Source organism: Kitasatospora sp. NPDC001095, assembly GCF_053598615.1.
On record NZ_JBSFKQ010000020.1, the window covers coordinates 62749 to 77436 of the forward strand.

Sequence of the window (14688 nt, forward strand, 5' to 3'; positions counted from 1 at the left end):
CCCGGCAGCGCGGGCGCGCGCGACCGGTGCGGTGGCCGCGCCCGGGCGGCACACCCGCGGCGCCGACGGGAACAGCCCACGCACCCGGCGCGTTCGTCCGGTCATGACCGACGACGCCGCTCCCAAGATCCTCCGCTACGCCGCCTTCGCGACCCGCCCCGAGGGCGGCAACCCGGCAGGCGTGGTGCTCGACGCCACCGGGCTGACCGACGAGCGGATGCTCGCCATCGCCGCCGAGGTCGGGTACTCCGAGACCGCCTTCCTGACCGCCGGCCCGGCCGAAGGGTCCTACCGCGTGCGGTACTTCAGCCCGCTCGCCGAGGTGCCGTTCTGCGGCCACGCGACGGTCGGCTCCGCCGTCGCCGTCGCCGAGCGCACCGGCCCCGGGCAGTACGTCTTCGAGACCGCGGCCGGGGAGGTCCCGGTCGAGGTCGAGCGCGGAGCCGACGGGCTGCTGCGCGCCACCCTGACCAGCGTCGAGCCCAAGGTCGAGGAGGTGCCGGCGGCCGACGTGGCGCAGGCGCTCGCCCTGCTCGGCTGGTCCGCCGCCGACCTCGATCCGGCCCTGCCGCCCCGCGTCGCCTACGCGGGCGCCCGGCACCTCGTCCTGCCGGTCGCCACCCGCGAGAGGCTGGCCCGGCTCGACTACGACTTCGACGGCCTCGCCGACTTCATGCGCGCCCGCGACCTGACCACCCTGCAGCTCGCCTGGCGGGAGGGCCCCGAGGTCTTCCACGTCCGCGACCCGTTCCCGGTCGGCGGCGTGGTCGAGGATCCGGCGACCGGCGCCGCCGCGGCCGCCTTCGGCGCGTACCTGCGGGAGCTCGGCGCGGTGGAGGCCCCGGCGGCGCTGACGCTCCACCAGGGCGCCGACCTGGGCCGCCCGGGCCTGCTGCGGGTCGAACTGCGCGCCGAGGACACCCGGGTGCGGGTCTCGGGCACCGCGGTGGCTATCGCCTAGCGCTAGCCCCGGGCGCACCGGATCCGACCCGGTCGGCGCGGCCGGAAAACCGGTGGCGTCGCCCCGACCCCGTCGGCGAAGCTGCTCCGATGCAGCGAGCGAGCAACCGGACCGTGACGGTCGATCTCACCTACGGCGACGAGTACTTCGGGCAGTTGGGCCCCTTCGAGGTGGAGCTCGGCTGGTGGTCCTCCGTGGACGAGGTGGTCGCGCGGGCGACGGAGGCGGCCGGCGTGCCGGTGATGGTGGCGCGGCTGGTCGACGGGCGGAGCGAGGAGCCGGGCCACGGCGGGCGGGTGCGCTACCACGCCGAGGCGCTGGAGCGGCCGAAGGCGCTCGACTCCCGCCCCCCGGAAGCCGGGACGGTCGCGCTGCTCGGGCCCGCCGAACGCCGCGCCGCCTGGGCCACGCCCGCGGGTCTGCGGGAGGCACTGGCCTGGGCGCAGACGGAGCTGGCCGCCGTCGGCCGCGCGCCGGCCGCGCCCGCGCGGCAGATCCGGACCTGGAACCTCTCCGGTCTGTTCCGCCTCCCCACCGCCGGCGGCGTCGACGCCTGGCTGAAGACCACGACGCCCGCCTTCAACGCCGACGAGGCCGCGGTCATCGCGCTGCTCGGCGGCGTCGACCGCGCGCTCGTCCCGACCGTCCTCGCCGCCCACCCCCGCGGCGGGCGGCTGCTGCTCGACCATGTCCCCGGCGAGGACTGCTGGAGCCCGTCCGCCGGGACGGTCGCCGACGTCGTTCCCCGGCTGGTCGCCGCCCAGGCCGCGCTCGCCGATCGCCCGGCCGACCTGACCGGCCTGCGCGACCGCACCCCCCGCGCCCTGGCCGCCCAGCTGACGGCCCTGCTGGGCCGGCTCGCCGAGGAGACCGACCTGACGTCCGAGGAGCTGGACGGCCTGGCCGGCTTCGCCGCCGGCCTCCCCGGCCTGCTGGACCGGCTCGCCGACTGCGGCCTGCCCGAGACCCTGCTGCACGGCGACTTCCACCCCGGCAACTGGCGCTCCGACGGCACCGGCACGGTGGTCGTCGACTACGCCGACTCCTGCCTCGGCCACCCCGCCCTGGACGGGCTGCGCCCCCGCGCCTACCTCGGCGAGGAGGCCTGGCAGCACCACACCCGGGTCTGGACGGAGGCCTGGCGGCGCCACGCCCCCGGCTCCGACCCGCGACGCGCCCTCGAACTCGCCGAGCCGCTCTACCACCTGTCCTACGCCCTGCGCTACCAGGAGTTCCTGGATCACATCGAGCCGAGCGAACGCCCCTACCACGAGGGCGATCCGGCCGCCGAGCTGCGCGCCGTACTGGCCTGCGGAGCGGCCGGGTAGCCGGACGTAGACTGCCGAGATGGAACGACCGCCCTCAGCCCTCGCAGCCTCCGCCGTCCTGCCCGAGCTGCCGCTGCAGGAGCTGGAGTGCTTCTCCGTCCTCGTCCACCAGCTGCACTTCGGGCGGACGGCGGAGCGCCTCGGCGTCTCGCAGGGCCGGGTCTCCCAGCTGATCAAGCGCCTGGAGAGCCGGATCGGTGCCCCGGTGTTCCGACGGACCAGCCGCCGGGTCGAGTTGACCGAGCTGGGGCGGGCACTGGCCGAGCAGGTGGTGCCCGCCTTCGAACGGCTCCGGGACGGCTACGACGCCGCCCGGGCCGGGGCCGCGACGGCGAGGCCGCTGCGGCTGGGCTTCCAGTGCGCGGTGTACGAGCCCGTCGCCCGGGTGGTCGCGAGCCTGCCGGAGGGCGCCGCGCACCTGGTCGAACTGCCGTGGGCGGACCCGTTCTCGCACCTCGCCCGCGGCGAGGTCGACCTGGCGATCGTGCTCGCCCCGTGCCGGGAGCCGGGGCTCGAGGTGCTGATGGAGTTCTCCCGGCAGCCGGTGTACGTGGCGGTCTCCGCCGCGCGGCGCCCCGGCGGGGCGGACGGTGTGAGCGCCGCCGAGCTGGCCGCCATGCCGCTGATCGAGCCGCGCGGCCCGGCGCCCGAGTACTGGCGGCAGGCGAACGCGCCCCGGCGGACGCCGGACGGGCGGGAGTTGGCCTACTCGGCGGGTGCGGCAACCCTCCAGGCGGGCCTGTCGATGGTGGCCGGTACCCGCCAGGGCCTGCTGCTCTGCGAGCGCAGCACGACGTACGTCCGGCGGCCGGACATCCGCTTCCTGCCGGTGCCCGACCTGGAGCCGACCGCGCTGCAGGTGGTGCAGCACGAGCGGCGCCCGCACCGGCTGGCGGCCGGGTTCGTCGAGCTGCTGGCCGGGCACGTCGACTGAGCCGCGGGGCTACCGCCCGCTTCGCCCGCTCGGCCCGCCGTCGTGCGGCCGGGAGAGCAGGGTGAGCAGCAGCCCGGCGGCCGCCAGCGCGGCCGCGGTGAGCAGTACGGCGTGGGTCCCTGCCCGGTCGACGACGAGGCCGCCGGCGAAGGAGCCGAGCGCGATGCTCGCGTTGAACACGCCCGCCCAGACCGCGGCAGAGGCCTCGATCCGGGCCGGATCGGCGATGCGGACCCAGGTCTGGGTGGAGACCGACACCCCGCCGTACGAGGCGCCCCAGACGACCAGGACGAGCAGCACGGCGACGACGCCGGTGGCGTGCGTGAGCAGGGCGGCGGCCAGGGTGACGCCGGTGAGTGCGAGGGTGACGGCGGTCTTCGGGCGGCGCCCGGACAGCGGGCCGAGGGTGAAGTTCCCGGCGACGCCCGCGAGTCCGTACACCAGCAGGCAGGCGGCGATCGCGCCGCTGCTCAGGCCGGCGTCGGCTTCGAGGACCGGGCGGACGTAGGTGTAGCCGGCGAAGTGGCCGAGCACGACGAAGGCGGTGATCGCGGTCCCGGCGGCGACGCCCCGGTGGCGCAGGGCGCCGGCCAGTCCGCCGAGCCGTCCGCGTTCGGGTACGGGCAGCGGGGGCAGGGTGGCGGCGAGCACGGCGGCGGAGGCGGCGCCGAGCAGGGCGAGCGCCCAGAACGCGGCGCGCCAGTCGAGGAGAGCGGCCAGGTAGGTGCCCAGCGGGACGCCGAGGACCGAGGCGATGGAGACGCCGGAGAAGATCAGCGTCATGGCGAGCGCGATGCGCGGCCCGTCGGCGAGGCGGGGGCCGAGGCTCGCGGCGAGGCCCCAGACGATGCCCATGGCGGCGCCGAGCAGGACGCGGCCCGCGGTCAGCACCGCGAAGTTCGGTGCCATCGCCGTCACCGCGTCGGCCAGGCCGAGCAGCAGCATGAAGGCGACCAGGACGGTGCGGCGGTCGCGCAGCCCGACGAGCAGTGGCGCGAAGGGGGAGAGGACGGCGGCGATCAGGCCGGTGACGGTGAGGGAGAGGCCGGTGACGCCGTCGGTGACCCCGAGGCTGTGGGACATCGGGGTGAGCAGGCCGACCGGCATCATCTCGGAGGACACCACGGTGAAGGTGGCGAGCGAGACGGCGAGGACCGGGGACCAGCGGTGCGGCGCGGTCGGTGAACCGGCCGGTGGGGCCAGGGTTTCGGCGTTTGTCATGCGGCCAGCTCACCAGCCGGCGGAAGGGCCGAACAAGATCGATGAACTCATCGACCGATGAGCAGGGCTCATCGATCGCCCGGCCGGCCGAGGCGTTCCCGGCGGTGCCCGCCGCGGTTCGGCGCGGCGGGCACCACCGGGTCGGACTCACTCCGCGGGGGCGATCCGGTAGCCGCCGCGGGCCGAGTGGAGGCTGAGCGCCTCGACCGGGCAGTAGTCCACCGCCTCGCTCAGTCCGTCCGTCAACTCCGCGCCGCCGTCCGCGTACGCGGCCAGCGGCGCGGCCAGCCCGTCGGCGCCGAGGGCCAGCGAGTCGGGGGCACTGAGGGCGCACATCCCGGAGCCGATGCAGCGGTCCCGGTCGACCCGGACGACCACCGGCTCGGTGTCCGCGCGGCCCGTCACCAGGCCACCTGCAGGGAGTTGGGGCTGCGGGTGAGCAGGCCGCGCCGCCAGTCGATCCGCTCGACCGGGCCGGCCAGCCGCAAGGAGGGCAGGCGGCGGGCCAGCCGGTGCAGGGCGAGTTCCAGCTCCATCCGGGCGAGCCAGGCGCCCAGGCAGTGGTGCGGTCCGGCGCCGAAGGTGAGCGTGGGGCCGGTCAGCGGGGAGAACAGCTCGGCGGGCAGGTCCCCGGCGAACACCTCCGGGTCGTGGTTGGCGGCGGCCGGGTCGGCGGCGACCACGCTGCCGGCCGGGATGACCACGCCGCCGATCTCGACGTCCTCGACGGTGCGGCGCAGCAGTCCGGGCATGTGCTCCTGGCGGTCGCCGAGCGGGATGGCGCGCAGCAGCTGCTCGGTCGCGACCGTGGCGCTGGCCTCGTCGGCGGCGAGCCGCTGCCAGGCCTCACGGCCGTCCTGGAGCAGGTAGACCAGGGCGTTGCCGAGGCTGGTCATGGTGGTCTCGTGCCCGGCCACGACCAGGCCGATGACCAGCAGGACCAGCTGACCCTCGGTGATCGAGCCGTCCTCGGCGGCGGCCGCGAGCAGTCCGCTGACCAGGTCCTCGCCGGGGGCGGCCCGGCGCTCGGCGATCACCTCGGCGCCGAAGGCGGCGAACTCGGTCATCGCCGTGACGATCTCCTCGGCGCTGTAGGCGGTGGTGGAGAACGCGTGGTCGCTCCAGTGCGCGAGCCGCTTGCCGTCCAGGTTGTCCAGGCCCATCAGCCGGCTGATCACCGCGACCGGCAGCGGGCGGGAGTAGGCGGCGATGATGTCGGCCGGGGAGCCGTGGTCGATCAGCTCGTCGATCAGCGACTCGACCACCGAGGCCACCCAGGGCCGCCAGCGTTCGATCGCGCGCGGGGTGAAGGCGCGCTGCACGGTGCGGCGCAGCCGCTGGTGCTCGGTGCCGTCGATGTTCAGCATGCCGTCGGGGTCGTCCAGGATGTTGGGCGTGACCGTGATCGGCGGGGCGTCCGGCGCGTAGAGCGGGGCGCGGCCCAGCCGCGGGTCGGTCAGTACCTGGCGCACGTCCGCGTGTCGGCTGACCAGCCAGACCGGCGTGCCGGTGGGCAGCGCGGCGAGGCGGGGCGGACCGGGTTCGAGCAGGCGGATGCAGTGCAGCGGGGGGAGCGGGGGGAGCGGGGCGGGGCCGGCGCTGGTCGCACTGTTCTCGGTGGACATCCGTACTCCAGACTCCAGGGTGGTGGGCCGCGGAACGCGACCCGACGGAGGGTGAATCCGGGGATGGTGCGGGGCGGGGGACGGGTGATGCGGCCGGCTGGCGGCTCGACACGGGCCGGGTTCGGTCGGGCTCCTGCGGAGGGGGTGGCGCGAAATGTGCGGGCGCGCACGGTCGGTACGCACCCGGCGCGGCCGGCTCGCGGTCGCGCGCCGACGGGTGGTGCGGGTGTGCTGAGCGTGGTCGCGTGGACCGTCTCAGCTACGACCGTACGTGGGCGGCGGGCGCCCGTCTGCGCCACTTCCAGCCAACGCCGGTGCTTTCCGGGCACTTCGGGACGGGCTGACAGGCGCTCAGTGCCACTTGTGCGCCCCCGTCGCCTCCGCCGCGCCGGGTTGTCGTCGGGCCCTCGGCGGATACCCGGCGGGCACATGCCGGCTGAGCGCCCGTGAGCCGACGCGACGGCGCCGGAAGTGCCGAAAGTGCCGGGAGCGCCGGGGCGTCGGACGGCGTCGAAGCCGCCGCCGACAGGTCCGGTGAGCCGTATCACACCGCGTCACACCGGATCGCCCCGGGCGCTCGGCAGGTGGTCGGCGGGTGGGCGATACGCTTCGTGGGCAGTTCGTCTTGCAGTCTTTTGTCGCAGGTCACGCCGGTGCAGAGTCGCACCGGCCGACGGAGGTGGAATCGGATGCCCCAGCAGGTCAAGGCAGTCATCGCGCGCGCCAAGGGCGCTCCCGTGGAGGTGACCACGATCGTGGTGCCGGACCCTGGCCCGGGCGAGGCGGTGGTCCGGGTCCAGGCGTGCGGCGTCTGCCACACCGACCTCCACTACCGGGAGGGCGGCATCAACGACGAGTTCCCGTTCCTGCTCGGCCACGAGGCCGCGGGCATCGTGGAGTCGGTCGGCGAGGGCGTCACCGAGGTCGAGCCCGGTGACTTCGTGGTCCTCAACTGGCGCGCGGTGTGCGGCCAGTGCCGTGCGTGCAAGCGGGGCCGCCCGCAGTACTGCTTCAACACCCACAACGCCAAGCAGAAGATGACGCTGCTGGACGGCACGGAGCTGTCCCCGGCACTGGGCATCGGCGCGTTCGCCGAGAAGACCCTGGTCGCGGCCGGCCAGTGCACCAAGGTGGACCCGGCCGCCGAGCCGGCCGTCGCCGGCCTGCTGGGCTGCGGCGTGATGGCGGGCCTCGGCGCCGCGATCAACACCGGCAACGTCGGCCGGGGCGACTCGGTCGCGGTGATCGGCTGCGGCGGCGTCGGCGGCGCGGCCGTGATGGGCTCCCGGCTGGCGGGCGCGGCGAAGATCATCGCGGTGGACATCGACGACCGCAAGCTGGAGACCGCCCGCAAGCTGGGCGCCACCCACACCGTCAACTCCCGCACCACCGACCCGGTCGAGGCGATCCGCGAGCTGACCGGCGGCAACGGCGCGGACGTCGTGGTCGAGGCGGTCGGCCGGCCGGAGACCTACAAGCAGGCCTTCTACGCCCGCGACCTGGCCGGCACCGTCGTCCTGGTCGGCGTGCCGACCCCGGAGATGACGCTGGAACTGCCGCTGCTCGACGTCTTCGGCCGTGGCGGCGCGCTGAAGTCCTCCTGGTACGGCGACTGCCTGCCCTCGCGGGACTTCCCGATGCTGATCGACCTCTACCTCCAGGGCCGCCTGGACCTCGGCGCCTTCGTCACCGAGACCATCGAGCTCGACAAGGTCGAGCAGGCCTTCGAGCGCATGCACCAGGGCGACGTCCTCCGCTCGGTGGTGGTCCTGTGAGCGAGAGCGGCACGGTGCGCGTCGACCGGCTGGTGACCGCCGGGACCTTCGAACTCGACGGCGGCAGCTGGGAGGTGGAGAACAACGTCTGGATCGTCGGGAACGACGAGGAGGCGGTGGTGATCGACGCCGCGCACGACGCCGAGGCCATCGAGGCCGCGCTCGGCGGGCGCCGGCTGCTGGCGATCGTCTCCACCCACGCGCACAACGACCACATCGACGCGGCCCCGGCCCTCGCCGCCCGCACCGGTGCGCCGATCCTGCTTCACCCCGACGACCTTCCGCTGTGGCAGCTCACCCACCCCGAGCGGCTGCCGGACGGCGAACTGGCCGACGGCCAGCGGATCGAGGTGGCCGGCACCGAGCTGACGGTGCTGCACACCCCGGGCCACGCACCGGGCGCGGTCTGCCTGTACGCGCCCGAACTGGGCACCGTCTTCACCGGCGACACCCTGTTCCAGGGCGGCCCCGGCGCCACCGGCCGGTCGTTCTCGCACTTCCCGACGATCGTCGACTCGATCCGCGAGCGGCTGCTGACGCTCCCGGCCGAGACCGTGGTGCGCACCGGCCACGGCGACCCGACGACCATCGGCGCCGAGGCCCCGGCCCTGCCGGAGTGGATCGCGCGCGGTCACTGACGGAACGGGCGGGCACGCCGGTACCGCCCGCCCGGCCCGTACGGCCCCCGCGGAACGAGCGTTCCGCGGGGGCCGTACCATCGCGACCATGGCCCACGACCCGCGCGACCTCGACGAATCCTTCCTCGCCTTCTGGCGGGAGCGGCACATCTCCACGCTGACCACCATCCGCCCGGACGGCACGCCGCACGTGGTGCCGGTCGGTGTGACGTACCAGCCGGAGACGGGGACCGCCCGGGTGATCACCAGCCGTACCAGCCGCAAGGCCCGCAACGTCGCCGAGGCCGGGCCCGAGGGCCTGCGGGTCGCGGTCTGCCAGGTGGACCGGGCCCGCTGGTCGACCCTGGAGGGCGTGGCGGTGGTCCGCGACGAGCCCGAGCAGGTCGCCGACGCGGAGCGCCGCTACGCCGAGCGCTACCGGGAGCCGCGGGTCAACCCGGACCGGGTGGTCATCGAGATCGCCGTCGACCGAGTCCTCGGCCGGGCCTGAGGAAGCCCGCTCCCGGGAGTGGCCGTTCCTGGGAACGACGGCTCCCGAGAACGCTCGTTCCCGCTTCCGGAACGAGCGTTCCGCGCGGCTCCGGCCGATCCCGGCGGCACCTGAACGGGCCAGCTCCCCGCGCGGGCGCCGGGCGCCGCCGGTGAGCATGTAGATCGCCCGCCCCGGGCGCCCGGTGCTGTGCGCGCAGCGCGCCGGCGGGTGGAAACGGCCGGCACAGGCCGCGGCGCGGCCCTTCCGGCCCGCCGGGAACCCCCGAGGAAGGAAGCAGCCGCCATGGAGGCATCCGCACAGATCGGCGTGACGGGGCTTGCGGTGATGGGCCGCAACCTGGCGCGGAACTTCGCCCGCAACGGCTACACGGTCGCGGTGCACAACCGGACCGCGGGGCGGACCGAGGCGCTGATCGAGGAGTTCGGCCACGAGGGCGCGTTCGTCCCGGCGCGGTCGCCGCAGGAGCTGGTGGCCGCCCTGGAGCGTCCCCGCCGGCTGCTGATCATGGTGAAGGCCGGTCAGCCCACTGACGAGGTCATCGAGGAGTTCGCCCCGCTGCTGGAGGCGGGAGACATGATCATCGACGGCGGCAACGCGCACTTCGCCGACACCCGCCGCCGGGAGCGGGCGCTGCGCGAGCGCGGCATCCACTTCGTCGGCAGCGGCGTCTCCGGCGGGGAGGAGGGCGCGCTACACGGCCCCTCGATCATGCCCGGCGGCTCCGCCGAGTCCTACGCCGTCCTCGGCCCGATGCTGGAGAAGATCAGCGCCCACGTGGACGGCGACCCGTGCTGCACCCACATCGGCACCGACGGGGCCGGCCACTTCGTGAAGATGGTGCACAACGGCATCGAGTACGCCGACATGCAGCTCATCGCCGAGGCCTACCACCTGCTGCGGGAGGTCGGCGGCTACGCCCCCGCCGAGATCGCCGAGATCTTCCGGAACTGGAACAAGGGCCGGCTCGACTCCTACCTGATCGAGATCACCGCCGAGGTCCTCGCCCACACCGACGCCGCCACCGGCCGGCCCTTCGTCGACATCGTCCGGGACGCCGCCGAGCAGAAGGGCACCGGGCGCTGGACCGTCCAGACCGCCCTCGACCTCGGCTCCCCGGTCACCGCCATCGCCCAGGCCACCTTCGCCCGGGTCGCCTCCTCCCGGTCCGAGCTGCGCGCGGCCTACCGGACGCTGCCCGGCGGCACCCGCCAGGAGCTGCGCCCGCACGAGGCCGAGCGCTTCACCCGGGACGTCGAGCAGGCCCTCTACGCGTCGAAGGTCATCGCCTACGACCAGGGCTGGACCATGATCCGCGACGGCGCGGCCGAGTACGGCTGGGACATCGACCTGGGCGCGGTGGCGCGGATCTGGCGCGGCGGCTGCATCATCCGGGCCGCCTTCCTCGACCGGATCCGCGCCGCCCACGCCGCCGCCCCCGACCTGGTCAGCCTGCTCGCCGAGGAGCGGTTCGCGGCGGAGGTCTCCGACGCCCAGGCGGCCTGGCGCACCGTGGTGGCCGGCGCGGCCCAGCACGGCATCCCCGTACCGGCGTTCTCCGCCGCGCTCGCCTCCTACGACACCCTGCGCAGCGAGCACCTGCCGGCCGCCCTGATCCAGGGGCAGCGCGACTTCTTCGGCGCCCACACGTACCGCCGCACGGACCGTCCGGGCAGCTTCCACACCCGCTGGGCCGAGCCCGGCCGCCCCGAGGTGAGCGCGTAGGGCCCCGGGCCGGCCGCGTAGGCGCGGCCCGCTCGGGCCGCTTCCCGCGGGGGCGCGGCGGGTCAGGCCCCGCCGTCGGTCCGGCGCACCACGGACGGGAGGTTCCTGCCCTCCTGCAGCGTGGGCAGGTTGAGGTGGTCCAGGTCGTGCGGCGGCGGAGCGGTCAGCGGCCAGGCCGACGGCACCTCGCCGTCGGAGGCGGCGGCGGGCGCGTCGGTCAGCCGCAGCCGCCGGCGCAGGCGGCCGTAGAAGTCGGTCGGCCCCAGCCGGACCGCCCGCAGCCGGGTCGGCGCGGCGTAGACGCCGATCCAGTCACCGGGGTCCAGCACGCCTCGGAGCTGGCCGTCCACGCTGACCGCCGCGCTGCCGGAATGCGGCAGCAGGCGCATGGCGATCGGCTCGTCCGGTGCGGTGAGGACCGAGCGCTCGAAGACCATGTGCGCCGCGACGGGGGTGAAGACGAGGACCTCCGCCCGGGGCGAGACCACCGGCCCGCCCGCGGCGAAGCTGTACGCGGTCGAGCCCGTCGGGGTCGCCACCAGCAGCGCGTCGCCCGCGTAGGAGGCGAGCAGCCGCCCGGCGAAGTAGACCGCGGCGGCGACCCGGCCGTCCCGGGCGAACTTCTCCACGACGACCTCGTTCAGCCCGAGAAGGTCGAGGGCCACCCCCCAGCCCCCGCCGGCGTCGCAGTCCGGGCGCACCTGCGGCGGGGGCAGGGCCGGCCGGCGGCCGTAGAACTGCGCCGGGCCCTCGTCCTCGGGCGGCGACAGCGGTCGGGAGGCCCGCATGGTGAGGAGCATCCGCTCCTCGACCGTGGTGCGGGACTCCTGGACGGCGTCCAGGGCCTGGAGCACGTCCCGCGCGGGCACCTCGGTGAGGAAGCCGACGTGCCCGAAGTCGATGCCGAGCAGCAGCGAGCCGTTGTGCGCCGCCAGGCGCGCGCCGCGCAGAAAGGTTCCGTCGCCGCCCAGCGTGACGATGAGGTCCGGATTCCCGGCGGCGGCTATCTCCGCCCCGGCGCTGTGTCGCTGGACGCCCGCGTTCCACACGTCGATCTCGGCGCACGGAACGCGGTGGTCGTCGCACCAGGCCCGGACCAGGCCCGAGGCGGCCACGGCTTCGGGCCGCCCCTTGTGCACGACGAGTCCGAGGCGGTGGACCGCCATGGCGCGTCCTCCCGGGCGAGGGGTGGGGTCCTCTCCAGGATGCGCCCGGGCCGGCAGCCCCGGCGACTCGCCCCCGCCCCAGGGCCCGGACCGGCCCCGCCGTCGGGCTCCCACGGCCCGGTGCCGTCGGGCCCGTAAAGGGCCGGTGCCGTCGGGTTTCCCTGGGCCCGGTGTCGTCGGGTTCCCCGCGGTCCGGTACGAAGGGCGACGGGGCTCAGGCGGCCTTCTGCTCGGCCGCCCGCTCGATCCCGGCCAGCATGTCGCGCGGGAACCAGAGGCTGCTCGCGCCCGCCAGCGCGACGGCTGCCGCCCCGACCAGCACCGGCACGATGCCGACCCGGGCGGCGAGCCACCCGCCGACGAAGGCGCCGACCGGCAGGGTGGCGGTCAGCACCGCCTGGAGGAAGGCGTTGACGCGGCCCAACAGGTTCGCGGGGGTGACGAGTTGGCGCCCGGTGGTCATGGCGATCGACCAGATGGTGGCCAGCAGTCCGAACAGCAGCTGGTAGAGCACCAGCACCGGGAACGACAAGCCCAGGGAGGCCGCCGGGATGAGGAAGAGGGCGGCCCCCGCGCCGACCGCGCACAGCCGGATGGCCCGGGCCATGCCCAGCGCCCGGGTCACGGAGGCCGCGACCAGCACGCCGGTGCCCATGCCGACGGCGTACGCGGCGTAGACCGCGCCGAGCTGCCACGCGGGCAGCCGCAGCTCCCGGTCGGCGTACAGCACGAACAGTCCGGCGCCGGCGCCGCCGCCGAGGTTGAGCCCGGCGGCGGCCAGGGCCTGGCGGCGCAGCAGGGTCTCCCGCCGGATGACCGCGAGGCCCTCCCGCAGGGCTTCGAGTCGGGACCGCGCGCCGTGCCCCGCCTCGTGCGCGGGCCGGTTCAGCGCGGCCGGCAGCGCCAGGAAGAGGGCCCCGCCGACGAGGTAGGCGGCGCACTCGACCAGCAGCGCGGGGGCCGGGTCGACCACGCCGATCAGGACGCCGCCGAGCGCCGGCCCGCCGATCAGGCCGATGGTCCTGGCCCCGGTGAGCGAGGAGTTGGCCGGCAGCAGACGCTCCGCGGGCACCACCCGGGGCAGACAGGACTGCAGCGCGACGGTCTGGGCGGATCCCAGCGCCCCGGAGGCGGCGGCCGCGGCGAAGAGGTGCGGCCAGGTCAGGCCGTCCAGCGCGGCCGCGAGCGGCACGCTGCCGATGGCGGGGAGCTGCAGCCAGGACACCGAGACCAGCATCCGGCGCAACCGGGCCCGGTCGACGGCGACGCCGATCAGCGGGCTGAGCAGGACGCCGGGCAGGTAGGTCATCGCCAGCAGCGCGGAGGAGCCGAGCGGGCCGGCGCGCAGGTGGGCGATGGCCAGCAGCGGCAGCGCCAGTGCGGTGACCTGGCGTCCCACCGAGCTGCTCAGCTGCTCCGTGACGAGCAGCAGCAGCGGACGGTGCCGGCGCAGCGGTACGGGTTCCGGGGCCGGGGGCGCTGTCGTGGGCGGGCCGGACTCCGCCGGTACGGACGACCCCTCGGCCGTGGAAGATCCCATGCGGGGAAGCAAAACACGGCGGGGTCGTCCGCCTGCCCGCCTTTGCCGCCGCTCCTGCACGATTGCGCCAATCTCCCGGTGCTCCAGGGGACTTGAGTGGTTCGCCGGGCGCCGGATGCTGACCAGCGGAGATCGGGAACGGCCGGGCCGTCGGCGCGGCCCGTCCGGAGGGTCCGACCGGACACGGAGGATGGCCGAAAGCCGGTGGATCGTCGGGTTTCCGCGCGCCCGGCCCTGCGGGCCGGGGCGTGTCCGACGATTCCCGTCGCACGTCTGGCGCGAATTGTCAGACACGCCCTCTAGGCCGGCGCGGAACCGCGCGGCCCGGCGACCAGCCAGTGCGCGGGCAGCTCGATCCGGGTGCCGTCGGGGCCGGACTCCGTGGTGGCCAGCGGCAGTTCACCGGTGGCGAGGACGTCCAGGCCGGCGGCGTGGAACAGCTCGGGGAAGGCCGAGTCGGCGACTCCGGCGGGGGCGAGCCCGTGCGAGAACACGGGGCGCAGCTTCGGGGGCGGTCCGGCCGGCCCGCGGACGAGCTCGGCCAGCACGTCCTTGGCCGCCTCGGCGAGTTCGAACACGAAGGCCCGACCGCGCGCCCCGAGCAGGATGCGAACGGCTTCGACCACCGCGGGGCGGTCGGCCGGTTCGCTCTGGTGGATCACCCCGCGCACGTACACGTTAACGTCGCCGAGGCGGTGGTGGAGCTCCCGGACGGCCTCGGTGTCGGTGGCGTCCAACCGGGTGAACTCGGCCCGCCCGGCCGGGTCGCCCCGCCGGGCGAGGTTCAGCGCGGCGGTGGACAGGTCGACTCCGAGGACGACGGGGAAGCGCTCGGCGAGGAAGCGGTCTGGGTGCCGTTGCCGCAGCCCAGGTCGACGACGGGCAGCGCGGGGTCGGCCAGGTGGGGACGGAACAGCGTGAGGTGGCGTTCGGCGCCGAGGGCCGGTTCCGCGTCCCAGATCACCGAGCCCGGTTCCTCGGGCGCATCGCGCCAGAAACCCTCCCAGGCGCCCAGGTAGCGACTCGTCACGGCCATGGCGGGAACCTCCGGATGTCACGCAAGGTGTCTGGCTCGTGTCTATCGGTCCCCGGCGTGGGCGGCAAGCGCGTACGGGCGGCCGGCGGCGTTCGCGCGCGGGTTGCGTACGGCCGGCGCGTACGGCGGCGCGCGGGACGGCCTGCGGCGTGCTGGTCGGCGCGCGGGCCGGTGCGGGGGAGTGCGGGCCGGCGCACAGGCCGGTGCGGAGCAGTGGGGGCCAGCGCACGGGCCGGTGCGGGGCAGTGC

General features: G+C 75.5%; 12 protein-coding genes and 1 pseudogene. 7 read left to right on the forward strand and 6 right to left on the reverse strand.

From position 1 onward, the window contains the following. Nucleotides 1–103 precede the first annotated feature (103 nt). The 3 genes from ACWDBB_RS18830 (at nt 104) to ACWDBB_RS18840 (ending at nt 3223) form a co-directional block, all read left to right on the forward strand. A complete protein-coding gene (locus ACWDBB_RS18830) occupies nt 104–961 on the forward strand; it encodes a PhzF family phenazine biosynthesis protein (RefSeq protein WP_449790668.1) in 858 nt (285 codons plus the stop codon). A gap of 89 nt (nt 962–1050) precedes the next feature. Further along, nucleotides 1051–2289, forward strand: coding sequence for a phosphotransferase (locus ACWDBB_RS18835; RefSeq protein WP_449790669.1), 1239 nt, complete (start codon nt 1051–1053; stop codon nt 2287–2289). A 19-nt stretch (nt 2290–2308) separates the two neighbouring features. Beyond that, nucleotides 2309–3223: a LysR family transcriptional regulator gene (locus ACWDBB_RS18840; protein WP_449790670.1), complete on the forward strand. Its 915-nt coding sequence runs from the start codon at nt 2309–2311 to the stop codon at nt 3221–3223. A gap of 9 nt (nt 3224–3232) precedes the next feature. Here the strand turns inward: ACWDBB_RS18840 and ACWDBB_RS18845 are convergent, their stop codons facing one another. The 3 genes from ACWDBB_RS18845 to ACWDBB_RS18855 form a co-directional block, all read right to left on the reverse strand. Continuing rightward, nucleotides 3233–4444 carry an MFS transporter gene (locus tag ACWDBB_RS18845; protein WP_449790671.1) on the reverse strand — a complete coding sequence of 404 codons (1212 nt, stop codon included), beginning with the start codon at nt 4442–4444 and terminating at the stop codon, nt 3233–3235. Nucleotides 4445–4591: 147 nt separating this feature from the next. Next, complete coding sequence (locus tag ACWDBB_RS18850) at nt 4592–4849, reverse strand: ferredoxin (RefSeq protein WP_449790672.1); 258 nt, start codon at nt 4847–4849, stop codon at nt 4592–4594. Beyond that, on the reverse strand, nt 4846–6069 hold the full coding sequence (locus tag ACWDBB_RS18855) for a cytochrome P450 (RefSeq protein ID WP_449790673.1): 1224 nt from the start codon (nt 6067–6069) through the stop codon (nt 4846–4848). The genes ACWDBB_RS18850 and ACWDBB_RS18855 overlap by 4 nt, the downstream gene beginning before the upstream one ends. 689 nt (nt 6070–6758) lie before the next feature. On the opposite strand from ACWDBB_RS18855, the gene ACWDBB_RS18860 reads away from it, so the two are divergent. From ACWDBB_RS18860 to gndA, 4 genes are all read left to right on the forward strand, one after another. Next, nucleotides 6759–7844, forward strand: coding sequence for an S-(hydroxymethyl)mycothiol dehydrogenase (locus ACWDBB_RS18860; RefSeq protein WP_449790674.1), 1086 nt, complete (start codon nt 6759–6761; stop codon nt 7842–7844). Then, nucleotides 7841–8482 carry an MBL fold metallo-hydrolase gene (locus ACWDBB_RS18865; RefSeq protein WP_449790675.1) on the forward strand — a complete coding sequence of 214 codons (642 nt, stop codon included), beginning with the start codon at nt 7841–7843 and terminating at the stop codon, nt 8480–8482. Before ACWDBB_RS18860 ends, ACWDBB_RS18865 begins: the two co-directional genes overlap by 4 nt. Before the next feature lie 88 nt (nt 8483–8570). Beyond that, nucleotides 8571–8972 carry a pyridoxamine 5'-phosphate oxidase family protein gene (locus ACWDBB_RS18870; protein ID WP_449790676.1) on the forward strand — a complete coding sequence of 134 codons (402 nt, stop codon included), beginning with the start codon at nt 8571–8573 and terminating at the stop codon, nt 8970–8972. Between the two features lie 285 nt (nt 8973–9257). Continuing rightward, entirely contained in the window at nt 9258–10697 is a 1440-nt protein-coding gene (gene gndA / locus ACWDBB_RS18875) for an NADP-dependent phosphogluconate dehydrogenase (protein WP_449790677.1), read from the forward strand. A 62-nt stretch (nt 10698–10759) separates the two neighbouring features. On the opposite strand, the gene ACWDBB_RS18880 is transcribed toward gndA, so the two are convergent. The 3 genes and pseudogenes from ACWDBB_RS18880 to ACWDBB_RS18890 form a co-directional block, all read right to left on the reverse strand. Then, the gene (locus ACWDBB_RS18880) at nt 10760–11863 is read right to left on the reverse strand and encodes an NAD(+)/NADH kinase (protein WP_449790678.1); all 1104 of its coding nucleotides are present in this window, start codon (nt 11861–11863) and stop codon (nt 10760–10762) included. A gap of 214 nt (nt 11864–12077) precedes the next feature. Further along, nucleotides 12078–13403 (reverse strand): MFS transporter, encoded by a 1326-nt coding sequence (locus ACWDBB_RS18885; protein WP_449790679.1) that lies wholly within the window; start codon nt 13401–13403, stop codon nt 12078–12080. A gap of 299 nt (nt 13404–13702) precedes the next feature. Continuing rightward, a pseudogene (locus ACWDBB_RS18890) lies at nt 13703–14439 on the reverse strand (class I SAM-dependent methyltransferase). Nucleotides 14440–14688 lie beyond the last annotated feature (249 nt).

Bases quoted from the DNA above. Each gene is read 5' to 3' on its own strand.
- ACWDBB_RS18855 (WP_449790673.1), bottom strand. From the start codon at position 6,069: ATGTCCACCGAGAACAGTGCGACCAGCGCCGGCCCCGCCCCGCTCCCC.
- ACWDBB_RS18880 (WP_449790678.1), bottom strand. From the start codon at position 11,863: ATGGCGGTCCACCGCCTCGGACTCGTCGTGCACAAGGGGCGGCCCGAA.
- ACWDBB_RS18845 (WP_449790671.1), bottom strand. From the start codon at position 4,444: ATGACAAACGCCGAAACCCTGGCCCCACCGGCCGGTTCACCGACCGCG.
- ACWDBB_RS18835 (WP_449790669.1), top strand. From the start codon at position 1,051: ATGCAGCGAGCGAGCAACCGGACCGTGACGGTCGATCTCACCTACGGC.
- ACWDBB_RS18870 (WP_449790676.1), top strand. From the start codon at position 8,571: ATGGCCCACGACCCGCGCGACCTCGACGAATCCTTCCTCGCCTTCTGG.
- ACWDBB_RS18830 (WP_449790668.1), top strand. From the start codon at position 104: ATGACCGACGACGCCGCTCCCAAGATCCTCCGCTACGCCGCCTTCGCG.
- gndA (WP_449790677.1), top strand. From the start codon at position 9,258: ATGGAGGCATCCGCACAGATCGGCGTGACGGGGCTTGCGGTGATGGGC.
- ACWDBB_RS18860 (WP_449790674.1), top strand. From the start codon at position 6,759: ATGCCCCAGCAGGTCAAGGCAGTCATCGCGCGCGCCAAGGGCGCTCCC.
- ACWDBB_RS18885 (WP_449790679.1), bottom strand. From the start codon at position 13,403: ATGGGATCTTCCACGGCCGAGGGGTCGTCCGTACCGGCGGAGTCCGGC.
- ACWDBB_RS18840 (WP_449790670.1), top strand. From the start codon at position 2,309: ATGGAACGACCGCCCTCAGCCCTCGCAGCCTCCGCCGTCCTGCCCGAG.